Origin of the sequence: Crenobacter intestini, from assembly GCF_004919095.1 — a bacterium.
GTDB lineage: Bacteria > Pseudomonadota > Gammaproteobacteria > Burkholderiales > Chromobacteriaceae > Craterilacuibacter > Craterilacuibacter intestini.
In genome coordinates this window covers 83,703-105,386 of the sequence record NZ_STGJ01000009.1, presented here as the reverse complement: position 1 = coordinate 105,386, position 21,684 = coordinate 83,703, and the positions used below count along the sequence as shown (strand labels likewise).

Annotated in this window: 18 protein-coding genes; 6 read left to right on the top strand and 12 right to left on the bottom strand. The window is 67.4% G+C overall.

Annotated elements, in window-relative coordinates:
* Positions 1–22: 22 nt before the first annotated feature.
* A complete protein-coding gene (gene ppsA / locus E5K04_RS09400; protein ID WP_136553372.1) occupies positions 23–2,410 on the bottom strand; it encodes a phosphoenolpyruvate synthase in 2,388 nt (795 codons plus the stop codon).
* A 192-nt stretch (positions 2,411–2,602) separates the two neighbouring features.
* Between ppsA and ppsR the strand changes: the two genes are divergently transcribed.
* Entirely contained in the window at positions 2,603–3,421 is an 819-nt protein-coding gene (gene ppsR / locus E5K04_RS09395) for a posphoenolpyruvate synthetase regulatory kinase/phosphorylase PpsR (protein WP_136553370.1), read from the top strand.
* Between the two features lie 208 nt (positions 3,422–3,629).
* Positions 3,630–4,640 carry a tryptophan--tRNA ligase gene (trpS, locus tag E5K04_RS09390; RefSeq protein ID WP_136553368.1) on the top strand — a complete coding sequence of 337 codons (1,011 nt, stop codon included), beginning with the start codon at positions 3,630–3,632 and terminating at the stop codon, positions 4,638–4,640.
* A gap of 57 nt (positions 4,641–4,697) precedes the next feature.
* Here the strand turns inward: trpS and E5K04_RS09385 are convergent, their stop codons facing one another.
* From E5K04_RS09385 to E5K04_RS09370, 4 genes are all read right to left on the bottom strand, one after another.
* Positions 4,698–5,312 (bottom strand): peroxiredoxin, encoded by a 615-nt coding sequence (locus tag E5K04_RS09385; RefSeq protein ID WP_136553366.1) that lies wholly within the window; start codon positions 5,310–5,312, stop codon positions 4,698–4,700.
* A gap of 182 nt (positions 5,313–5,494) precedes the next feature.
* Entirely contained in the window at positions 5,495–7,282 is a 1,788-nt protein-coding gene (aspS, locus tag E5K04_RS09380) for an aspartate--tRNA ligase (RefSeq protein WP_136553364.1), read from the bottom strand.
* A gap of 46 nt (positions 7,283–7,328) precedes the next feature.
* The gene (locus tag E5K04_RS09375) at positions 7,329–7,961 is read right to left on the bottom strand and encodes a DUF502 domain-containing protein (RefSeq protein ID WP_136553362.1); all 633 of its coding nucleotides are present in this window, start codon (positions 7,959–7,961) and stop codon (positions 7,329–7,331) included.
* A gap of 3 nt (positions 7,962–7,964) precedes the next feature.
* Positions 7,965–8,195 carry an FmdB family zinc ribbon protein gene (locus E5K04_RS09370; protein WP_136553360.1) on the bottom strand — a complete coding sequence of 77 codons (231 nt, stop codon included), beginning with the start codon at positions 8,193–8,195 and terminating at the stop codon, positions 7,965–7,967.
* Positions 8,196–8,427: 232 nt separating this feature from the next.
* On the opposite strand from E5K04_RS09370, the gene fabI reads away from it, so the two are divergent.
* The 3 genes from fabI to E5K04_RS09355 are packed head-to-tail and all read left to right on the top strand — an operon-like array spanning position 8,428 to position 11,293.
* Entirely contained in the window at positions 8,428–9,204 is a 777-nt protein-coding gene (fabI, locus tag E5K04_RS09365; protein ID WP_136553358.1) for an enoyl-ACP reductase FabI, read from the top strand.
* A 14-nt stretch (positions 9,205–9,218) separates the two neighbouring features.
* On the top strand, positions 9,219–10,151 hold the full coding sequence (locus tag E5K04_RS09360) for a phosphate acetyltransferase (protein WP_136553356.1): 933 nt from the start codon (positions 9,219–9,221) through the stop codon (positions 10,149–10,151).
* Entirely contained in the window at positions 10,148–11,293 is a 1,146-nt protein-coding gene (locus E5K04_RS09355; protein ID WP_136553354.1) for an acetate/propionate family kinase, read from the top strand. The genes E5K04_RS09360 and E5K04_RS09355 overlap by 4 nt, the downstream gene beginning before the upstream one ends.
* 85 nt (positions 11,294–11,378) lie before the next feature.
* Here E5K04_RS09355 and rpsT read toward each other — a convergent pair whose 3' ends face one another.
* On the bottom strand, positions 11,379–11,642 hold the full coding sequence (rpsT, locus tag E5K04_RS09350; protein WP_136553352.1) for a 30S ribosomal protein S20: 264 nt from the start codon (positions 11,640–11,642) through the stop codon (positions 11,379–11,381).
* 125 nt (positions 11,643–11,767) lie between these two features.
* Between rpsT and murJ the strand changes: the two genes are divergently transcribed.
* On the top strand, positions 11,768–13,303 hold the full coding sequence (gene murJ / locus E5K04_RS09345; protein WP_136553350.1) for a murein biosynthesis integral membrane protein MurJ: 1,536 nt from the start codon (positions 11,768–11,770) through the stop codon (positions 13,301–13,303).
* A gap of 4 nt (positions 13,304–13,307) precedes the next feature.
* Here murJ and E5K04_RS09340 read toward each other — a convergent pair whose 3' ends face one another.
* From E5K04_RS09340 to E5K04_RS09315, 6 genes are all read right to left on the bottom strand, one after another.
* Positions 13,308–16,412 carry an efflux RND transporter permease subunit gene (locus tag E5K04_RS09340; protein ID WP_136553348.1) on the bottom strand — a complete coding sequence of 1,035 codons (3,105 nt, stop codon included), beginning with the start codon at positions 16,410–16,412 and terminating at the stop codon, positions 13,308–13,310.
* Between the two features lie 3 nt (positions 16,413–16,415).
* Positions 16,416–17,495, bottom strand: a complete 1,080-nt coding sequence (locus tag E5K04_RS09335) for an efflux RND transporter periplasmic adaptor subunit (protein WP_136553346.1) — start codon at positions 17,493–17,495, stop codon at positions 16,416–16,418.
* A gap of 28 nt (positions 17,496–17,523) precedes the next feature.
* The gene (gene mltA, locus E5K04_RS09330) at positions 17,524–18,783 is read right to left on the bottom strand and encodes a murein transglycosylase A (protein WP_136553343.1); all 1,260 of its coding nucleotides are present in this window, start codon (positions 18,781–18,783) and stop codon (positions 17,524–17,526) included.
* A gap of 130 nt (positions 18,784–18,913) precedes the next feature.
* On the bottom strand, positions 18,914–19,288 hold the full coding sequence (gene trxA, locus E5K04_RS09325; protein WP_136553341.1) for a thioredoxin: 375 nt from the start codon (positions 19,286–19,288) through the stop codon (positions 18,914–18,916).
* 128 nt (positions 19,289–19,416) lie between these two features.
* Positions 19,417–20,616, bottom strand: coding sequence for a sodium/glutamate symporter (gene gltS / locus E5K04_RS09320; RefSeq protein WP_136553339.1), 1,200 nt, complete (start codon positions 20,614–20,616; stop codon positions 19,417–19,419).
* A gap of 52 nt (positions 20,617–20,668) precedes the next feature.
* A complete protein-coding gene (locus E5K04_RS09315) occupies positions 20,669–21,619 on the bottom strand; it encodes a class I SAM-dependent methyltransferase (RefSeq protein ID WP_136553337.1) in 951 nt (316 codons plus the stop codon).
* Positions 21,620–21,684: the final 65 nt, after the last annotated feature.

The following is a 21,684-nucleotide window of genomic DNA, read 5'->3' as shown; positions in this document are numbered from 1 at the left end:
GGGACGCGAAGGCAGCAAACGCTTACGCGTTCAGTTCCTTGGCAAGGTACAGCCAGGTCTCGACCACGGTGTCCGGGTTCAGCGACACGGTCTCGATGCCCTCTTCCACCAGCCACTTGGCGAAGTCGGGGTGGTCGGACGGGCCCTGGCCACAGATACCGACGTACTTGCCCTGCTTGCGGCAGGCGCTGATGGCCATCGAAAGCATCGCCTTGACCGCGTCGTTGCGCTCGTCGAAGGTCGTGGCGATCGGGCCGCCGGAGTCGCGGTCGACGCCGAGGGTCAGCTGGGTCATGTCGTTCGAGCCAATCGAGAAGCCGTCGAAGTACTCGAGGAACTGCTCGGCGAGCACCGCGTTGGACGGCAGTTCGCACATCATGATCAGGCGCAGGCCGTTTTCGCCGCGCTTGAGGCCGAAGCCGGCCAGGATGTCGACCACCGCGCGCGCTTCGGCGACGGTACGCACGAACGGGATCATCACCTCGACGTTGGTCAGGCCCATCACGTCGCGCACATGCTTGATCGCACGGCACTCGAGCTCGAAGCAGTCGCGGAAGCTGTCGGCGACGTAGCGCGCGGCGCCGCGGAAGCCGATCATCGGGTTCTCTTCGTGCGGCTCGTACAGGCTGCCGCCGATCAGGTTCGCGTACTCGTTCGACTTGAAGTCGGACATGCGTACGATGACCTTCTTCGGCGAGAAGGCCGCGGCCAGCGTCGACACGCCTTCGGCGATCTTGTCGACGTAGAAGTCGACCGGACTCGCGTAGCCGGCGATGCGGTCGCTGATGGTCGCCTTCAGGTCGGCCGACAGGCTGTCAAATTCGAGCAGCGCCTTCGGGTGGATGCCGATCTGGCGGTTGATCACGAATTCCATGCGGGCGAGACCCACGCCTTCGTTCGGCAGCTGCGCGAAGTCGAACGCGAGTTCCGGGTTGCCGACGTTCATCATGATCTTGACCGGGCTCTTCGGCATCGAGTCGAGCTTGAGGTCGATCACTTCGACGTCGAGCAGGCCTTCGTAGATCAGGCCGGCGTCGCCTTCGGCGCAGGAAACGGTCACTTCCATGCCGTCACGCAGCACGTCGGTCGCGTCGCCGCAGCCGACCACGGCCGGGATGCCCAGTTCGCGCGCGATGATCGCCGCGTGGCAGGTACGGCCGCCGCGGTTGGTCACGATCGCAGCCGCGCGCTTCATCACCGGTTCCCAATCCGGGTCGGTCATGTCGGTGACCAGCACGTCGCCGGCCTTCACGCGGTCCATCTCGGACGCGTCCCTGATCATGCGCACCACGCCCTGGCCGATCTTCTGGCCGATCGCGCGGCCTTCGGCCAGCACGGCGGACTTGCTGTTCAGGCGGTAGCGGCGCAGCGTGTCGACGCGGTTTTCCTGCGACTTCACGGTCTCGGGACGCGCCTGCAGGATGTAGAGCTTGCCGTCGACGCCGTCGCGGCCCCACTCGATGTCCATCGGACGCTGGTAGTGCTTCTCGATGATCTGGGCGTAGCGCGCCAGCTCCTCGATCTCGGCTTCCGAGATCGAGAACTGCTTGCGCAGTTCGGGCTCGACGTCCAGCGTGCGCACCGAGCGGCCGGCTTGCGACGCGTCGGTGAACTCCATCTTGATCAGCTTGGAGCCCATGGTCTTGCGCAGGATGGCCGGGCGGCCGGCATCCAGCGTCGGCTTGTGTACGTAGAATTCGTCCGGGTTCACCGCGCCTTGCACCACGGTCTCGCCGAGGCCGTAGGAGGCGGTGATGAACACCACGTCTTCGAAGCCCGACTCGGTGTCGATGGTGAACATCACGCCGGAAGCGCCGATGTCGGAGCGCACCATGCGCTGCACGCCGGCGGACAGCGCGACCACGTCGTGGGCGAAGCCCTTGTGCACGCGGTAGGAGATCGCACGGTCGTTATACAGCGACGCGAACACATGCTTCATCGCGTCCTTGACGTTGTCGAGGCCGCGGATGTTGAGGAAGGTTTCCTGCTGGCCGGCGAACGAGGCGTCCGGCAGGTCTTCGGCCGTGGCGGAGGAACGCACGGCGACCGAGATGTCGGCACCGCCGGCGTCGTCGACCATCTTGGCCCACGCCTGGGCGATGTCCTGGTCGAGCTTCTCCGGGAACGGCGTGTCGATGATCCACTGACGGATTTCCTTGCCGACGCGGGCCAGCTCGGTCACGTCATCGATGTCCAGCTGGTTCAGCTTCGCATTGATGCGGTCGGCCAGGCCGTTGTGGTTCAGAAAGTCACGGTAGGCCTCGGCCGTGGTGGCGAAACCGCCGGGGACGCGGACTCCGGAACCCGCGAGTTGACTGATCATCTCGCCGAGGGAAGCGTTCTTGCCGCCCACCTCTTCGACGTCGGTCATACGCAGCTTCTCGAACCAGATGACGTAGCTGTCAGCCATCACTATCTCTTCCTGTGTGGATTGGACGAATTTCGGTTGCGCGATTCTATACGAATACTCGGTGCATTGCGTAAGGTTTTGCACCGCAATATGAATGCTGCATGACGCGGCAAACACCCGGCCCCGCGCAAGGCGGCGATATAATAGCGCAATCCGCAGCAGACATTTATTGATCCAGATAGGGGGAAACCCATGCCACACCGCCGCTCCGCCTTCTTCGTGTCCGACCGTACCGGCATCACCGCCGAGGCAATGGGCTCGACCCTGCTGACCCAGTTCGAGCAGGAGTTCAAGCGCGAGACCATCCCCTACGTCGACACCGTCGAGAAAGCCGAGGAAGTCGTCGCCACCATCCGCGAGCGCGCGGGTTCGGACCACCACCGACCGCTGCTGTTCACCAGCATCGTCGACCCGGCGATACGGGCGGTGTTCAAGGTCGATTGCGCGCTGTCGATCGACTTCTTCGAGACCTTCATCGGGCAGATCGAAAACGAACTGGGGCAGAAACCGTCGCTGCTCGTCGGCAAGACGCACGGCCTCGTCAACGAGGAGCGTTACGACTACCGGATGGCCGCGGTGAACTTCTCGCTCGACCACGACGACGGCGTCAAGCTCAAGGACCTCGAGGAGGCCGACGTGATCCTGGTCGGCGTGTCGCGCTCGGGCAAGACGCCGACCTGCCTGTACCTTGCGCTGCAATACGGGATCAAGGCGGCCAACTACCCGCTGACCCCGGAAGAGCTGGACTGCCCGACCCTGCCCAAGATGCTGCTGCCGTTCCGCCAGAAGATCTTCGGGCTGACCATCGACCCGCAGCGCCTGCACAACATCCGCACCGAGCGGCGCCGCGACTCGCGCTACGCGAGCATGGACAACTGCCGCTACGAGGTGAACGAGGCCGAGTCGATGTTCCGCCAGCACGGCATCCCGTTCATCAGTACCACCCACAAGTCGATCGAGGAGATCTCGACCACCATCATGCTCAAGGCCGGCCTGACCCGCCGTTTCTGAGCCTTGACAAGCAGGGACGCCGGGGAAGACGATAGCGCCATGCCCAGCCGATCCAGCCTTCCGAGCTTGAACTGGCGCCGCTAGACGCGGCGTCCGAACGGGTGTGCACAGTTTTCACAACCCGGTCCGCCGCCCACCTGCGGCCGACCGGGTTTTCCATTTTTTGAGCGCAGGCGTGGCGGACCTCCTTTTCGTACAGGTATCCTCCATGACCGGACACGCAGACACCATCCTGACCGGAGACAGGCCGACCGGCCCGCTCCACCTCGGCCACTATGTCGGCTCGCTGCGCCAGCGCGTCGAACTGCAGCAAAGCTGCCGGCAATTCATCCTGCTGGCCGACACCCAGGCACTGACCGACAACGCGGGACGCTACAGCAAGGTGACCGGCAACGTGCTGGAAGTCGCCCTCGACTATCTCGCCTGCGGGATCGACCCCGCGCGCTCGACCATCTTCATCCAGTCGCAGGTGCCCGAACTGGCCGAACTGGCGTCCTATTTCCTCAACCTGGTCAGCGTCGCGCGCCTAGAGCGCAACCCGACCGTCAAGGACGAGATCCGCCAGCGCGGTTTCCAGCGCGACCTGCCGGCCGGCTTCCTCGCCTACCCGGTCAGCCAGGCGGCCGACATCACCGCGTTCAAGGCGACGCTGGTGCCGGTCGGCGAAGACCAGGTCCCGATGATCGAGCAGACCAACGAGATCGTCCGCCGCTTCAACACCAGCGTCGATCAAGAAGTGTTGGTCCCGGCCCGCGCGCTGGTGCCGGCCAAGGGCGCACGCCTGCCCGGCATCGACGGCAAGGCCAAGATGTCCAAGTCGCTGGGCAACACGCTGACCTTCAGCGCGAGCCCCGACGAAATCCACGCCGCGGTGCACCGCATGTACACCGACCCGCAGCACCTGCGCGTGTGCGACCCGGGCCGGGTCGAGGGCAACGTGGTGTTCGCCTTCCTCGACGCGTTCAGCCCCGACCCCGCAGGCGTTGCCGCGCTCAAGGAGCGCTACCGGGCCGGCGGGCTGGGCGACACCGCCCTCAAGCGGGAACTGGAACCATTGTTGCAGGCGCTGATTGCGCCGATCCGCGAGCGGCGCGCCGCGCTCGCCGCCGACCCGGCGGCGGTCTGGGCCATCCTGCGCGAAGGCAGCCTGCGCGCGCGCGAGGTGGCCGCGCAGACCCTGGACGAAGTCAAACGGGCGATGGGGCTCGCCTACTTCTGAAGGCCGAAAAAAACCCGCGCCTCGGGCGCGGGTTTTGGACCTGACCAGACAGGCGGCTTACAGCTCCTTGGCGTTCTCGGCCAGGTAGCTGGCGACGCCTTCGGCACTCGCCTTCATGCCCTTCTTGCCCTTGTTCCAGCCGGCCGGGCAGACTTCGCCGTGCTCTTCGGTGAACTGCAGCGCGTCGACCATGCGCAGCATCTCGTCGATATTGCGGCCCAGCGGCAGGTTGTTGACGACCTGGTGCTGCACCACGCCCGAGCGGTCGATCAGGAAGGAGCCGCGGAAGGCGACGCCCTCGTCGGCCTCGACGTCGTAGGCCTGGCACAGCGCGTGCTGGATGTCGGCGACCAGCGTATAGCCGACCTGGCCGATGCCGCCCTGCTCGACGGCGGTGTTGCGCCACGCGGCGTGGGTGAACTGGCTATCGATCGACACGCCGATCACTTCTACGTTGCGCTGCCTGAACTCTTCCAGGCGATGGTCGAATGCGATCAGCTCGGACGGGCAGACGAAGGTGAAATCCAGCGGGTAGAAGAACACCACGGCGTACTTGCCGGCGGTCGCGTCCTTGAAGCTGTAGTTGTCGACGATCTGACCGTCGCCGAGCACGGCGGAGAAAGTCTTGTCGCCATCAAAGAACGGGGCTTGCTTGCCTACGAGTACGGCCATCTGTTTGCTCCTGAGAAGATAGGATTGGTCATCCCGCGCCGGCGCGGGCACCTGCGAAGCGGCCGCGGACAGGTCCACGGCAACCAGAAAGCATATTGCAGCCGAATCAGCCCCTTTCAAGGGGGACGCGCAAAAAAACCGGCCGGGAAAAACCCGGCCGGTTGTCGCGTGCGAGGTGCCGCTTACGCGGTTTCGGTCTTGCGCAGGCGCAGGTTCAGCTCGCGCAGCTGCTTGTCGTCGACATGGTTCGGCGCGTTGGTCAGCAGGCACTGCGCGCGCTGCGTCTTCGGGAACGCGATCACGTCGCGGATCGACTCGGCGCCGCACATCAGCGTCACCAGACGGTCGAGGCCGAAGGCCAGGCCTCCGTGCGGCGGCGCGCCGAACTTCAGGTTGTCCAGCAGGAAGCCGAACTTGTTCTGCTGCTCTTCCGGGCTGATCTTCAGCGCGGAGAACACCTTTTCCTGCACGTCGGCACGGTGGATACGCACGGAACCGCCGCCGATCTCCCAGCCGTTGAGGACCATGTCGTAGGCACGCGCGATGCAGGCGCCCGGGTCGGTCTCCATCAGGTCTTCGTGGCCCGGCTTCGGGCTGGTGAACGGGTGGTGGCACGCGGTCCAGCGGTCGTCGTCCTCGTCGTACTCGAACATCGGGAAGTCGACCACCCACAGCGGGCGCCATTCCTTGACGAAGTAGCCGTTCTCGAGGCCACGCTCGTGGCCGATCTTGATGCGCAGCGCGCCGATCGCCTCGTTGACCACCTTGGCCTTGTCGGCACCGAAGAAGATGATGTCGCCGTCTTGCGCGCCGGTACGCTCGACGATCGCGGCGAGGCCCTCGGCGGACAGGAACTTGACGATCGGCGACTGCAGGCCTTCCTCGTTCGGCTTGGACGCGTCGTTGACCTTGATGTAGGCGAGGCCCTTGGCGCCGTAGATGCCGACGAACTGGGTGTAGTCGTCGATTTCCTTGCGGCTGAGCGCGGCGCCCTTGGGCACGCGCAGCGCGACGACACGGCCGTTCGGCATGTCGGCGGCGCCACGGAACACCTTGAATTCCTCGTTCTTCATCAGGTCGGTCAGTTCGGTGAACTTGAGCGACACGCGCAGGTCCGGCTTGTCCGAGCCGTAGTAGTACATCGCGTCGGCGTACGTCATGCGCGGGAACTTGCCCAGCTCGACCTCCATCACGTCGCGGAAGATTTCCTGCGCCATGGTTTCGGTGATGTCCATGATCTCGTCCTCGTTCAGGAACGAGGTTTCAATATCGATCTGGGTGAATTCGGGCTGGCGGTCGGCGCGCAGATCCTCGTCACGGAAGCACTTGGTGATCTGGTAGTAGCGGTCGAAGCCGGCGACCATCAACAGCTGCTTGAACAGCTGCGGCGACTGCGGCAGCGCGAAGAATTCGCCGGGGTGCACGCGGGACGGCACCAGGTAGTCGCGCGCGCCTTCCGGCGTCGAGCGGGTCAGCATCGGCGTCTCGATGTCGATGAAGCCCTGCTTGTCCAGGTGGTTGCGCACGCCCATCGCGACGCGGTAGCGCAGGCGCAGGTTCTTCTGCATCACCGGGCGGCGCAGGTCGATCACGCGGTTGAGCAGGCGCACGTTCTCGGAGATGTTCTCGTCGTCGATCTGGAACGGCGGGGTCGCCGCGGCGTTCAGGATCTCGATCTCTTTGGCCAACAGTTCGATCTCGCCGGAGATCATCTTGGTGTTGGCGGTGCCCGCCGGGCGCTCGCGCACGATGCCGGTCACCGACAGCACGTACTCGTTGCGCGCGCTGTCCGCCAGCGCGAAGGCCTCGGGGGTGTCCGGGTCGATCACCACCTGCACCAGACCCTCACGGTCCCTGAGGTCGATGAAGATCACGCCGCCGTGGTCGCGGCGACGGTGGGCCCAGCCCTTAACGGTCACGGTCTGGCCGAGGTATTTCTTGTCAATGAGTCCGCAGTAATCGGTTCGCATGCTGTCAGCTTCGGGTAGGTTATTGGGTTGTGCGCGACACCGGGTGTCAGCGCGCCTTGGGTTGGGCCGGCGCGACCATGCCCATCGAGATCGCGTACTTGAGCGCCTCGTCGACGGTCATCGCCAGCTCGCGGGTGTCCTTGCGGGCGACCATCACGAAGTAACCCGACGTCGGGTTGGGGATGGTCGGCACGTAAACGCCGATGAAGTCGTCGCCGACGTCGGCGAGCGCGCGGGCGACGCTCTCGGGCAGCGAGCCGGTCTGGAACGCGACCGTCCACATGTCCTGGTGCGGGAAACGCACCAGCATCGCCTTCTTGAACGACTGCCCGCTGTCGGAGAACAGCGTGTCGCTGACCTGCTTGACGCTGCTGTAGATGCTCTTGACCACTGGGATGCGCACCAGAAGCGCGTCCCACGCGTCAAACAGCTTCTGGCCGAGCACGTTGGCGGCGACCATGCCGGTGCCGATCAGCACCAGCACCGACAGCACCACGCCTAAGCCCGGCACGTCGAAGCCGAACAGGCTCTGCGGGCGCAGCGCATCGGGCAGCAGCACCAGCGTCTGGTCGAGGGTGCCGACGATCATGTCGAGCACCCACCAGGTCACCGCCAGCGGCAACCAGATCAGCAGGCCGGTGACGAGGTAGCCCTTGAGCGTCAGTTTGATATGGGTCATCGCTTAGCCGCAACCGCCGCAGCCGCCGTCGCCGCAACTGTGCTTGCTGCCGCTGTTCTTGAAATCGGTCTGGTACCAGCCGTTGCCCTTGAGCTGGAAGCCCGCGCAGGACAGAAGCTTGGCGTAGTCGGCACTGCCGCACGAAGGACAGGCGGCGACCGGCTCGTCGCTCAGCTTCTGCAGGTGTTCGTGCTGTTCACCACACTTTTCACAGCGGTATTCGTAAATAGGCATCAATTTCTCCAGCACCGGCATTGTGCAGTGCAATAATACATACGGATTGCTGCACCGCAACCAGAACGCGGCGCATATCGGCTCGCGGGCCACCCGGACATGGACCGGGCTGCAAACCGCGCATTATAACCGACTGAACAGGCAATACAAAAACGCAGCGGAAAAATGCCGGACATCAAGTTGTCACGCCTCGTTGGCACGCTAAGGCACAAGACAAGCGCAAGGAGAACACATGAACATGGCACTGAAACCGCTCGCCGGCAAGAAAGGGCTGATCGTCGGCATCGCCAACGAACACAGCATCGCCTACGGCTGCGCGCGCAGCATGCACCTGGCCGGCGCCGAACTGGCCGTCACCTACCTGAACGAAAAGGCCGAACCCTACGTGCGCCCGCTGGCGGAGGCGCTGTCGGCCGGCATCGTCGAGCCCCTGAACGTCGAGACGCCCGGCCAGACCGAGGCCCTGTTCGAGCGGATCGGCGAAGAATGGGGCCAGCTCGACTTCGTCGTGCACTCGATCGCGTTCTGCCCGATGCAGGACCTGCACGGCCGCGTCACCGACTGTTCGCTCGACGGCTTCCTGCGCGCGATGCGCGTGTCCTGCTTCTCGTTCATCGAACTGGCCCGCCACGCCGAACCGCTGATGAAGGAAGGCGGCACGCTGCTGACGATGAGCTATTACGGCGCCGACAAGGTGGTCGAGAACTACAACATCATGGGGCCGGTCAAGGCGGCGCTGGAGAGCACCACCCGCTACCTCGCGCACGAACTCGGCCCCAAGGGCATCCGCGTGCACGCGGTCTCGCCCGGCCCGCTGAAGACCCGCGCGGCAAGCGGCATCGCCCACTTCGACGCGCTGATCGACGAGGCCAAGCAGCGCGCGCCGCAGCACAAGCTGGTCGACATCGAGGACGTCGGCCACACCTGCACCTTCCTGGCGTCCGACTACGCGCGCGCGCAGACCGGCCAGACCGTCTATATCGACGGCGGCTTCAACATCATGGCCTAGAGGAGCGGCAAGCGATGACATACGACGACAACGCCTTCGCCGGCATCCTTGCGCAGGCGCGCGCCAACGGCCCGGTCAGCATGGCCGTCGCCCACCCCTGCAGCCGGGAGGCGCTGCAAGGCGCGCTGGAAGCCGCCGACCACGGCATTGCCACCCCCATCCTGGTCGGCCCCGAATACAAGATCCGCAAGCTCGCGGACGAGCTCGAGCTGTCGCTTGACGGCGTCGAGCTTGTCGACGTGCCGCACAGCCACGCGTCCGCCGAGAAGGCAGTCGAGCTGGTACGCGGCCACCGCGCCGACATCCTGATGAAGGGCAGCCTGCACACCGACGAATTCATGACCGAGGTGCTCGCCCGCGCAACCGGCATCCGCACCGACCGCCGGATCAGCCACGTCTTCATCATGAAGGTCGAGAGCTACCCGCGTTACTTGTTCATCACCGACGCGGCGATCAACATCGAGCCCGACCTCACCACCAAGCGCGACATCTGCCAGAACGCGATCGACCTCACCCACGCGCTGGGCATCAAGGAGCCCAAGGTCGCGATCCTGTCGGCGGTCGAGACGGTGACCCCGGCGATCCGCTCGACCATCGACGCGGCCGCGTTGTGCAAGATGGCCGACCGCGGCCAGATCAGCGGCGCGCTGCTCGACGGCCCGCTCGCCTTCGACAACGCGATCTCGCACGCGGCGGCCGACACCAAGGGCATCCACTCGCCGGTGGCCGGCGAGCCGGACATCCTGCTGGTACCGGACCTCGAGTCGGGCAACATGCTCGCCAAGCAGCTGACCTACCTCGCCGCCGCCGCGTCGGCCGGCATCGTGATGGGCGCGCGCGCGCCCATCGTGCTGACCAGCCGCGCCGAAGACGCGCACGGCCGCCTGGCCTCGAGCGCCGTCGCCAACGTGCTGGCCCGCCAGCGCCGGCCGGGGGACCGCCCATGAAAAAGGCGCTGATCGCGGTCAACGCGGGCTCGGCGACGCTGAAGTTCCGCGCCTATCAGGACGGCGCGCTCGTCGCGCGCGGGCTGATCGACCGCATGGGCATGGCCGGCAGCACGCTGACGCTCTGCGCGGCCGACGGCGCCCCCCTCGCCCAGCATGCGGTCGGCGCGAGCCGCGAGGCGGCCGCCGCGGCGATGCTGGACGCGCTGGGCGCGGCCGGCATCACGCCCGGTGCGGTCGTGCACCGGGTGGTACACGGCGGCGGCGTCTACACCGACGCGACGGAAATCACCCCCGAGGTGCGCGAGACGCTGGCGCGCTTCATCCCGCTGGCGCCGCTGCACCAGCCGGCCAGCCTGGCGGTGATCGACGCCTTCGCCCTGACCCACCCCGAAATCAGGCAGATCGCCTGCTTCGACACGGCGTTCCACGCTGGGCAGGACACGCTGGCCACCCGCTTCGGCATCGCGCGCCACTGGCACGACGAGGGCGTGCGCGCCTACGGCTTCCACGGCCTCTCTTACGCGGCGATCACCCGCCAGTTGCCTCTCCTGGGGCTGGCCGACGCGCGCGTCGTCGTCTGCCACCTGGGCAGCGGTGCCAGCGCGTGCGCGATCCGCGCCGGGCAAAGCGCCGCCTCGTCGATGGGGCTGTCCGCGCTGGAAGGGCTGATGATGGGCACCCGCCCGGGCCACCTCGACCCGGAAGTGCTGCTCTACTGGCAGGAGCGCCACGGCATGGATGTCGCCGCGATCCGCGACGAACTCTACAAGCGCTCCGGCCTGCTTGGCGTGTCGGGCATTTCCGCCGACATGCGAGAGCTGCTGGCAAGCAGGCAGCCGGAAGCGGCCGAGGCGGTCGAACTGTTCTGTTACCGCGTCGCGCGCGAGGTCGCCTCGCTCGCGGCGGCGATGGGCGGCGTCGACGCCCTGGTGTTCACCGCCGGCATCGGCGAGCGCTCGCCGGAAATCCGCGCTCGGGTGCTCTCGCGGCTCGCCTGGCTGGGCTTCGCGCTGGATACGGCCGCCAATGACGCGGGCGGGGCGAGGCTCACCGGCGAGGACAGCCCGCGCCACGCCTGGGTGCTCGCCACCGACGAGGAAGGCGAGATGGCGCTGGAGGCGGCACCGCTGCTCGCCTAGCGTCCGCCCACGCAAAAGCCCCGCACCAGGCGGGGCTTTTGCGTATTCTGCTGGCCGGAGCCTGCTGGCTCCGTACCGCTCAGAATCAGGCCATGGCCTTGATCTGTGCGGACAGGCGGCTCTTGTGACGAGCGGCCTTGTTCTTGTGGAACACGCCCTTGTCGGCGATGCTGTCCATCACCTTGATGGACGACTGGAACACCACCTTTGCGGCAGCCTTGTCGCCAGCGGTAACTGCCTTGAGCACTTTCTTGACTGCGGAACGGAACGCAGTACGCAGGCTGGCGTTGTGCGCGCGCTGCTTGAGAGCCTGGCGTGCACGCTTGCGAGCTTGTGCGCTGTTAGCCATGAATCTTTCTCCTGATGAGCGGAATCTGAAACCCGCGATTCTATTCGTTAAGCACTGGTTTTGCAACAGGAATCCCGCCCGAGTAAACTGGCGCCCTGTTGCATAAACGATAACAACGATTTTCCATGAATCTACTCAAGGCGCTGGCGGCTGTCAGCAGTTTGACCCTGGTCTCGCGCGTGCTGGGCTTCGTGCGCGACGCGATCATCGCCCGCGTCTTCGGTGCCGGTTTCGCGACCGACGCCTTCTTCGTCGCGTTCAAGCTCCCCAACCTGCTGCGCCGCATCTTCGCCGAGGGCGCGTTCTCGCAGGCCTTCGTGCCGGTGCTCGCCGAGTACCGCCGCGAGAAGAGCGAGGACGAGACGCGCGCCTTCCTCGCGCATGTCGCCGGCCTGCTCACGCTCGCGCTGGTGGGGGTGACTGCCCTTGGCATGCTGGCCGCGCCCTGGGTGATCTGGGTGTCGGCGCCGGGCTTCGCCAAGGAGGCCGACAAGTTCGCGCTGACCGTCGACCTGCTCAGGATCACCTTCCCCTACATCCTCTTCATCTCGCTGTCGTCGCTCGCCGGCAGCATCCTCAACACCTGGCGCCAGTTCTCGGTGCCGGCGTTCACGCCGACGCTCCTGAACGTGTCGTTCATCGCCTGCTCGCTGCTGCTGGCGCCCTACTTCGACCCGCCGGTGCTGGTGCTCGCGTGGGCGGTGTTCATCGGCGGCCTCGCCCAGCTTTGCTACCAGCTGCCCTACCTGAAAAGGATAGGCATGCTCGCCTGGCCGCGCCTGAACCTGAAGGACGCGGCGGTGTGGCGGGTGGTCAAGCTGATGGGGCCGGCCATCTTCGGCGTGTCGATCGCGCAGGTGTCGCTGGTGATCAACACCATCTTCGCGTCCTTCCTGGTTTCCGGCAGCGTGTCGTGGATGTACTACGCCGACCGCCTGATGGAGTTCCCGACCGGCATCCTCGGCGTCGCGCTGGGCACCATCCTGCTGCCTTCGCTGTCGCGCCACGCCGCCGACAAGTCGGCCGGGGAGTATTCGAAGCTGCTCGACTGGGGCATCCGCCTGTCGCTGCTGCTGGCCATCCCGGCGTCGGTAGGGCTGGCGGTGATGGCCAAGCCGCTGATCTCGACCCTGTTCATGTACGGCCGCTTCACCGAGCTGGACGCCGAGATGACGCGCCAGGCGCTGGTCGCGTACGCGGTGGGGCTGACCGGGCTGATCATGGTCAAGGTGCTGGCGCCCGGCTTTTACGCGCGCCAGGACATCAAGACGCCGGTCAAGGTCGGCATCTTCACGCTGGCGATGACGCAGCTGATGAACCTCGCCTTCGTCTGGCATCTAAAGCACGCCGGCCTTGCGCTGGCGATCGGCCTGGCGGCGCTGATCAACGCGATCGCGCTGCTGGTGCTGTTGATCCGCCGCGACATCTACCGCCCGCAGCCGGGCTGGGCAGGCTTCGCCCTCAAGGTGACGCTCGCCTCCGCCGCGATGGCCGGCGCACTGTGGGCGCTGGAGACCTGGCTGCCGGGCAATTGGACCGGCCACGCCTGGCAGCGCGCGCTATGGCTGGGCGGCCACCTGTGCGCGGCGGCCACCGCCTATTTCGCCGTGCTGTTCGCGCTGGGGCTGCGCCCGCGCCACTTCATACGCCGCGAGGCGTAAGCCCTCAACTGCCGGCGACGGGCGCGCCGACCAGCCGGCGCAGCCTGACCCGCAGCGCGTCGAGGTAGGTGTACACCACCGGCAGCACGACCAGCGTGAGCAGGGTCGAGGTCACCAGGCCACCGATGATCGCCTGCGCCATCGGCCGCTGCGTCTCCGAGCCTTCGCCGCTGGCGAGCGCCAGGGGCAGCATGCCGAAGATCATCGCAAGGCTCGTCATCATGATCGGGCGCAGCCGCACGCGCCCGGCCTCGACGATCGCCGCGTCGCGCGGCGCGCCTTCGCGCCTTGCCTGGCCGATGAAGTCGACCAGCAGGATGCCGTTCTTCGCCGCGAGCCCCATCAGCATCACGATGCCGATCACCGAGAACATGTTGAGCGTCGACCCCCACGCCCACAGCGCGAAGAACACGCCGACGAACGACAGCGGCAGCGCGACCATGATGGTCAAGGGCAAGGTGAAGCTCCTGAACTGCGCGGCGAGGATCATGTAGATGAACACCACGCCCAGCGCCAGCGCCTGCAGCGCGTAGCTGAACGATTCCTGCATGTCTTGCCGCTCGCCCTGCTGCGACAGCTGCACCCTGGGCGGCAGCGGCGTGTCCGCGAGCAGGCGGTCGACGTCGGCGAACACCGCCCCCGGCGAGCGCCCCTGCACGTTCGCGCTGATCGACACTTCGCGCATCAGGTCGACCCGCTCGATCTGGCGCGGCGAGCGGGCGTCTTCGGTGCTTGCCAGCGCCGAGAGCGGCACCATGGCAGCGGCGCCGCCCGCGCCCGGCGCGGCGACGGTCAGCATCTCGAGCAGGGCGTCGGCGCGCTCGGCCTTGGGCAGTTGCAGCACCACGTCGTAGTTCTCGCCATCCGGCGCCTCCCAGGTCGTCACCTGCGCGCCGGCCGTCAGCGTCGCGAGCGTCTGCCCGACCCGTGCCGGGTCGACGCCCAGGGCAGCCGCCGCGTCGCGGTCGACGCGCACGGTCAGCGCAGGGTCCGCCTCGTCAAGGCTGGTCGCCACGTCGGACACGCCATCCACGCGGCGGATGCGCTCGGCGAGCATCGCCGCGGTGCGCTCGAGCTCGGCGACGTTGCCGCCGCGCACGCCGACGTTCACCGGCTTGCCGCCCCCGCCGTGCTGGCCCAAGGCGGACACCTCGTCGACCTCGACGCCGGCGACCCCGCCCGCCAGCGCGCGCGCGTCGCGCATCAGCGCGTCCTGGTCGCGGGTGCGGTCGACGGCGCGGCCGATGTCGACCTTGACCCTCGCCTCGGTCTTGCCGGCGCCAAAGCGCCCGCCGGCAACCTTGACCTCGACCGAGCGCACCTCGGGCAGGGTGCGCAGCCTCGCCTCGACTTCGCGCGCCTTGCGCTCGCTGTATTCGAGCGTCGAGCCCGGCGGCGCCTTGAGCACGACGACGAACTCGCCCTTGTCGGCGCGCGGCAGGAATTCGCCGCCGATCGCCGGTACCAGCGCGAAGCTGCCCACGGTCAGCAAGGCGGCGGCGGCGAGCACCGTCTTGCGGTGCGCCAGCGCCCAGGCGACCACGCCGACGTAAGCGTCGGCCAGGCGGTCGAGCGAGCTCTCGAACCAGTCGAGCATGCGTCCGAGCGGGCCGCGGTGGCGGTCGCCGTGGTGGTGCGGGTCGGCCCACACCGACGAGAGCATCGGGTCGAGCGTGAAGCTCACCAGCATCGAGATCAGCACCGCGACGACCACGGTCAGCCCGAACTGGTGGAAGAACTTGCCGATGATGCCGCCCATGAAGCCGACCGGCAGGAACACCGCGACGATGGTCAGCGTGGTCGCGAGCACCGCGAGGCCGATCTCGTTGGTGCCGTCCAGCGCCGCCTGGCGGTGCCCCTTGCCGAGCGCGGCGTGGCGGACGATGTTCTCGCGCACCACGATCGCGTCGTCGATCAAGAGGCCGATCGACAGCGACAGCGCCATCAGCGTCATCAGGTTCAGCGTGAAGCCCAGCGCCCACACCGCGAACAGCGTGCCGATCAGCGAGATCGGCAGCGTCAGCCCGGTGATCACCGTGCTGCGCCAGCTCCCCAAGAACAGGAACACGATGAGCACGGTAAGCGCAGCCCCCTCGACCAGCGACTGCCTGACCTCGGCGAGCGAGCGCTCGACGTCGACCGACTTGTCGTAGGTGACGGTCAGCACGGTGCCGGCCGGCATCGCCGGCTTCAGGGCGTCCAGCGTGCGCTTGACGCCCTCGGCGACCTCGACCACGTTGGCGCCGCGCGAGGCGCGGATGTCGACGCCGACGCCGGGCTTGCCGTCGATCAGCGCGACCGACACCCGCTCGGCCTCGGCGTCGCGCACGATGGCGATGTCGGACAGCCTCACCTCGCCGTCGGCGCGCCGGCTCACCAGCAGGTCGCCGAACGAGGCGGGCGTCGCGAACTTGCCCTCGACGCGCAGGCTGCGCTCCTGCTCGGAGCCGCCCAAAGCGCCGGCCGCCCAGTCCCGGTTGCCGGCCGACAGCGCCGAGGCGACGTCGTCGACGGCGACGCCCAGCGCCTCCAGACGCAAGGGGTCGAGCTCGACGCGCACCTCGCGGCGCGCGCCGCCGAGCACCTTGACCTCGCCGACGCCGCTGACTGTCTGCAGGCGCTTCTTGAGCACGTTGTCGACCCAGTCGGTCAGCGCGCGCGCGCCGGCCTCGGACGAGTTGAACGACAGCGAGATCAGCGGCTCGTCATTCGGGTTGAACTGCGAGACCGCCGGCGTCTTCACCTCGCGCCTGAGCGTGCCCTGCACGCCGGAGACGCGGTCGCGCACCTCCTGCACCGCAAGGTTGGGGTCGGCGGAGAGCTCGAACTCGACGACCAGCGTCGAGACGCCCTCCATCGAGTACGAACGGATATGCTTGATGCCGGCGATGGTGTTGATCGCCTCTTCCAGCGGGCGCGTCACCTCGCTCTCGACCACCTCGGGCGACGCGCCCGGGTAGGCAGTGGTCACCGCGGCGACCGGGAAGCGGATGTCGGGAAACTCCTCGACCGCCATCTTGCTGCCGGCAAACAGGCCCAGCACGGTCAGCGCGATCATCAGCACCGCGGCGAAGTAAGGGTTGTCGACGCTGGTGCGGGTCAGCCACATCGCTCAGCCCCCCGCCGCGAGCGTCACCCGCTCGCCCGCATGCAGCCCCTGAAGCAGCAGCACCCGCTCGCCCGCGCGCACACCGTCGAGCGCGACCTGAGCGTTCGCCTCGTCTTCCAGCAGCGGCGTCACCGGCCGCGCCTTGAGCACGCCGCCCTCCACCACCAGCACGCTCGCGGCGCCCTGCTTGCGCGACAGCGCCGACGCGGGCAAGGCGACGCGGTCGCTGCGCTCGGCGAGCACCACGGCCCCCTTGGCAAACTGGCCGGCCTTGAGGCGGCCGTCCCGGTTGTCGATCCGCACATAGACGTTGAAGCTGCGGCTGCCCTCGTTGGCGACCGGGTTCACGCGCACCACCTGCCCCCACACCGGCGCGCCCCCTTCCACCGACAGCCAGGCCTTCTGGCCGGGCGCGATGGCCGACACCCGCCGCGCGGGCACGGCGGCGACCGCCTCGAGCACCGACAGGTCGGCGACCGCGAACAGCTTCTGGTTGCGCGACACGCTGTCGCCCGGGTTGACGCTGCGCCGGAACAGCACGCCGTCGATCGGCGAACGGATCTCGCTGTCCGTCAGCGCGCGGCGCGCACGCGCGAGCTGCGCTGCCTGCGCCGCCAGGCTGCCCTCGCGCACCTTGTAGTCGCTCTCGAGCTCGGCGATGGCCAGCGCCGAGATGAAGCCCTGCCGGTAGAGTTCGCGCTGCTTTTCAAGCTTGACGCGGGCAAGCTCCAGCCGCGCCTGCTCGTTGGCCAGTTGCGCCTCCTGCTCGCGCACCGCCTCGGCAAGCAATTGCGCGTCGACGCGCGCGAGCAACTGGCCGCGGCGCACCCGCTCGCCCTCGCGCACCGCCACCGCCTGCACCCGCCCTTCGCCCTGCGCGGCCAGTTCGCTGGTCGACAGGGCCGACAAGGTCGCGTTCAGGGGCACGCTCTCGCGCACCGTCGACACGCGGGCGACCGTAACGTCGGCCGCGGAGAGCACTTTCACCGGCGCGGCCGCCTTGGGCGGCGCTTCGGTTTCGGCGCTGCAGGCGGCAAGCGCCGCGAGCAGCAAGGCAAGGAAGGCGCGGCACGGCTGCGTCATCGACAAGCTCCAGGACTGCAGTAAGGGGTCAGGCCGGCGGGTTGACCCCGCGCGGCAACAGCAGCCACAGGCTGCCCTGCTGTTTCATGCGGCCGGCGTACATGCCGGCCTCGGTGCCGAAGCCCCAGAAGAAGTCGGCACGGTTGGCGCCGCGGATCGCGCCACCGGTATCCTGCGCCAGCATCACGCGGCGCAGCGGCGACGCGGTCAGCGGCCAGGTGGTGTCGAGGAACACCGGCACGCCCAGCGGCACGTAGCGCGGGTCGACCGCGACGCTGTAACCGTCGGTCAGCGGCACGCCGAGCGAGCCCAGCGGCCCGCCGCCGGTTTCACCCAGCCTGCGGAAGAATACATAACTGGGATTCACATTGAATAGTTCGTCCATGCGATTCGGGTTGCGCTTGATCCATGCCTGGATGCCCTGCATCGACGCGTCGGCGAGCGTCAGCTCGCCGCGGTCGACCAGGTGGCGGCCGATCGACACGTAGGGGTAGCCGTTCTGCTCGGCGTAACCGACGCGCAGCATGGAACCGTCGTCGAGCTGGATGCGGCCCGAGCCTTGCACCTGCAGGAAGAAGAGTTCGACCGCGTCCTCGACCCAGGCGAGCACCTCGGCCTGGCCGACGCCCTGCCCGGCGCTGATCTGCGCGCGCGGGTAATACGGCACGAAGCGGTTGCCGTCGATGCGCCCCTTCAGCCGCGCGGTACGGCTGTCGATCGCGAACTCGCGCGGACGCGCGACAAGCTCGCCGGCAGATGGGCTTACCTTGCCTTCGACCACCGCGTAACGGTTGGCGCCGGCCGGGCGCAACACCAGCTGCTCGCGCGCGCGCTGCGCGGGCGTCACGTCGGCGACCGCGAGGTCGGCCGGCACGCCGTACACCGGGTAAGGCGTGCGCGCGCTCTTCACGCGGCTGCCGTTGAGCAGCGGCTCGTAGTAGCCGGTGATCAGACCGGCGTCCTTGCCCGCCTCGACGATGCGCCACGGCGCGAACGACTGCTCGAAATAGCGGCGCACCGCCGCGCTGTCGGCCGTGTCGACCGCCGCCGCCGCGCTGCACGCGCCGGCCCAGCCGTCGCGGCGCGCGAGCACGCGGCAGCTCTCGCGCAGCGCGTCCAGGCTCTTGGCGCGCTCGGCGTCGCCCCAGCCGGGCAGGTTCGCGAACGCGACCGGTTCGTAGCGCACGCCTTCGGGCGCGCCGGGGGAAGGTTTGCCCGGCGGCGCGACGCTGGAGCACGCGGCAAGCCACAGGGTGAGGGAGAGCAGCAGGAATGAAGTTCTTTTCATGGACAGGCGGCCCGCACGCGGGCGGAATTCTTGGGCAAACGGCGATTTTGCCGCCTGCCAGGTGACAAGGACAAGCGCAAAAAACCGCCGGGCGTAGCCGGCGGTTGGCAGGGCGTGGTTTTCAGGCGGCTCAGGAGGCCGAGCCGGCCTCGTGTTCGGCGACTTCGGCGCGCACCTTGTCCATGTCGAGGCCCTTCACGGCCTGGATCAGCTGCTCGAACTGCGGCGCCATCATCGCGCCGGCCTGGTTGAACACCATGATGCCGTCGCGCAGCGCGATCAGCGTCGGGATCGAGCGGATGCCGAAGTGGGCAGCGAGCTCCTGCTCTTGCTCGGTGTTGATCTTGCCGAACACGACGTCGGCGTGCTGCCCGGACGCCGCCTCGAACACCGGGCCGAAGCTCTTGCACGGGCCGCACCACGGCGCCCAGAAGTCGAGGATGACGATGCCGTCCTGCTTGACGGTGTCGTTGAAGGTGTCTGCGGTGATGTCGACGTAGGCCATGGCGGCTCCAGTTCTAGGGATGGGATGCGGCGGCGCGTCAGCTTGCGCCGCCCTTTTCTCCTAGGTTGGGCGCGCCGTGCCGCTTGCAAGCGGCCCACCGCATTGTTTTTGCCGATGGGCCGATAGCGTCAGCCAATGAAGGGCAGCGCGAGGAACAGCTTGATCACGATCGCGTTGGCGATGTCGATGAAGAACGCGCCGACCATCGGCACCACCAGAAATGCGAGGTGGGACGGGCCGAAATGCTGGGTCACCGCCTGCATGTTGGCAATCGCCGTCGGCGTCGCGCCCAGGCCGAAGCCGCAATGGCCGGCCGCGAGCACCACCGCGTCGTAGTTGCGGCCCATCACGCGGAAGGTCACGAAGATCGCGTACAGCGCCATCGCCGCCGCCTGCGCGACCAGGAGCACGAAGATCGGCAGCGCGAGCGCGGCGAGATCCCACAGCTTGAGCGACATCAGCGCCATCGCTAGGAACAGCGACAGGCTGACGTTGCCGACCAGCGACACCTCGCGCTCGAACACCTTGTGCACGCCAAGCGCCTCCAGCCCGTTGCGCAGCACCACGCCGACGAACAGCACGCATACGAAGGTCGGCAGCTCGAACGGCGTGCCGCGGATCCAGCCGGCGAGCGCGGTGCCCACCAGCAGGCTGACCGCGATCAGCGCCAGCGTCTCGATGAAGCTGAACTGGGTGATCAGGCGCACATGGTCGGGCTGCTCGAAGCCCTGCGGCTCGTCGTCGGCGTTGTGCTCGGCGCCGGGCGCCTTCACCCTTGAGAGCAACAGGTGCGCGACCGGGCCGCCGAGCAGGCCGCCCAGCACCAGGCCGAAGGTCGCGGTCGCCACCGCAAGCTCGGTCGCCGAGGGCAGGCCGTACTTGTTGGCGAACACCGCGCTCCACGCCGCGCCGGTGCCGTGGCCGCCGGAAAGCGTGATCGAGCCGGCCAGTAAGCCCATCAGCGGGTCGAGGCCGAGCAGCGTCGCCAGCGACACGCCGAGGATGTTCTGCACGACAAGCAGGCCGACCACCACGAAGAGGAAACGCACCAGCGCCTTGCCGCCGCTACGCAAGCGGGCGAGGTCAGCCGACAGGCCGATCGACGCGAAGAACGCCAGCATCAGTGGCGTCTGCAAGGCGGTGTCGAAATGCACCTCGGTGCCGGTCGCCGAGCGCAGCGCGAGCAGCCCCAGCGCGACCAGCAGGCCGCCTGCGACCGGCTCGGGAATGTTGAAATTGCGCAACACCGACACCCGCGCGACGATCATGCGCCCGGCGAGCAACACCAGCGACGCGGCGACCAGCGTGCCGTAGAAATCCAGATCCATTAATCATGCCTCCTGTATTTTTGTTGTAGCCGGCGCCATGCCGGAGCGCTGCTCATGCCTTACGGTGGGTGATGCGCCAGCACTGGTGGATCTTGCGGTTGCGGAAGTCCTCCGGCACCGACTGCGCGCTGATGTCGCGCACCGCGTAACGCGCCTCGAGCGAGGGCTCGAGCGTGAAGCTCCTCAGGTTGTTCGAGAAATAGAGCACGCCATCTTCCGCAAGCAGGTCCATCGCGCAGTCGATGAGCCGGACCTGGTCGCGCTGCACGTCGAGGATTTCCAGCATCTTCTTCGAGTTGGAGAAGCTCGGCGGGTCCATCACGATCAAATCGAAGCGCTTGTTGTCGCGCGCGGCGTCGTCCAGGTACTGGAACACGTCGGCACGCACCAGCTGGTGGCGTGCGAGGTTGACCCCGTTGAGCTCGAAGTTGCGGCGCGTCCAGTCCTGGTAGGTGTTCGACAGGTCGACCGTCTCCGACGAGACCGCGCCGCCGGCCGCCGCGTACACGCTGAAGCTGCCGGTATACGCGAACAGGTTGAGGAAGCGCTTGCCGGCGGCCTCCTCGCGCACGCGCCGGCGGGTGTTGCGGTGGTCGAGGAAGAGCCCGGTGTCGAGGTAGTCGTCCAGGTTGACCCAGAAGCGCTGCCCCTGCTCGCCGACGACGAAGTCGTGGCGCTGGGCCGACAGTTTCTCGTATTGCTGGACACCCTTCTGGCGGCGGCGGGTCTTCACCGCGATGGCATCGCGCCCGATGCCGGTCACCTCGCTGATCGCGCCAAGCACGGCATCCAGCCACGCCTGGTAGCTGTCGTCGTCGATCTGCCAGCCGGTGTCGTATTCGTAGACCTGCGCGCGAGCGCCGTAGAGGTCGACCGCGAGCGGAAACTGCGGGATATCGCGGTCATAGACGCGCCAGGCTTCGATTTCCTGGCGGCGTGCCCACTTGGCCAGATGCTTGTAATTCTTGGCCAGGCGGTTCAAAAAAGGCGAGACGTCGACCATATTGCCCCCTGCTGCGTGAACGTCGAACGCAACAGTATAACAAACCGGTCAAGCCCCACCCCCTG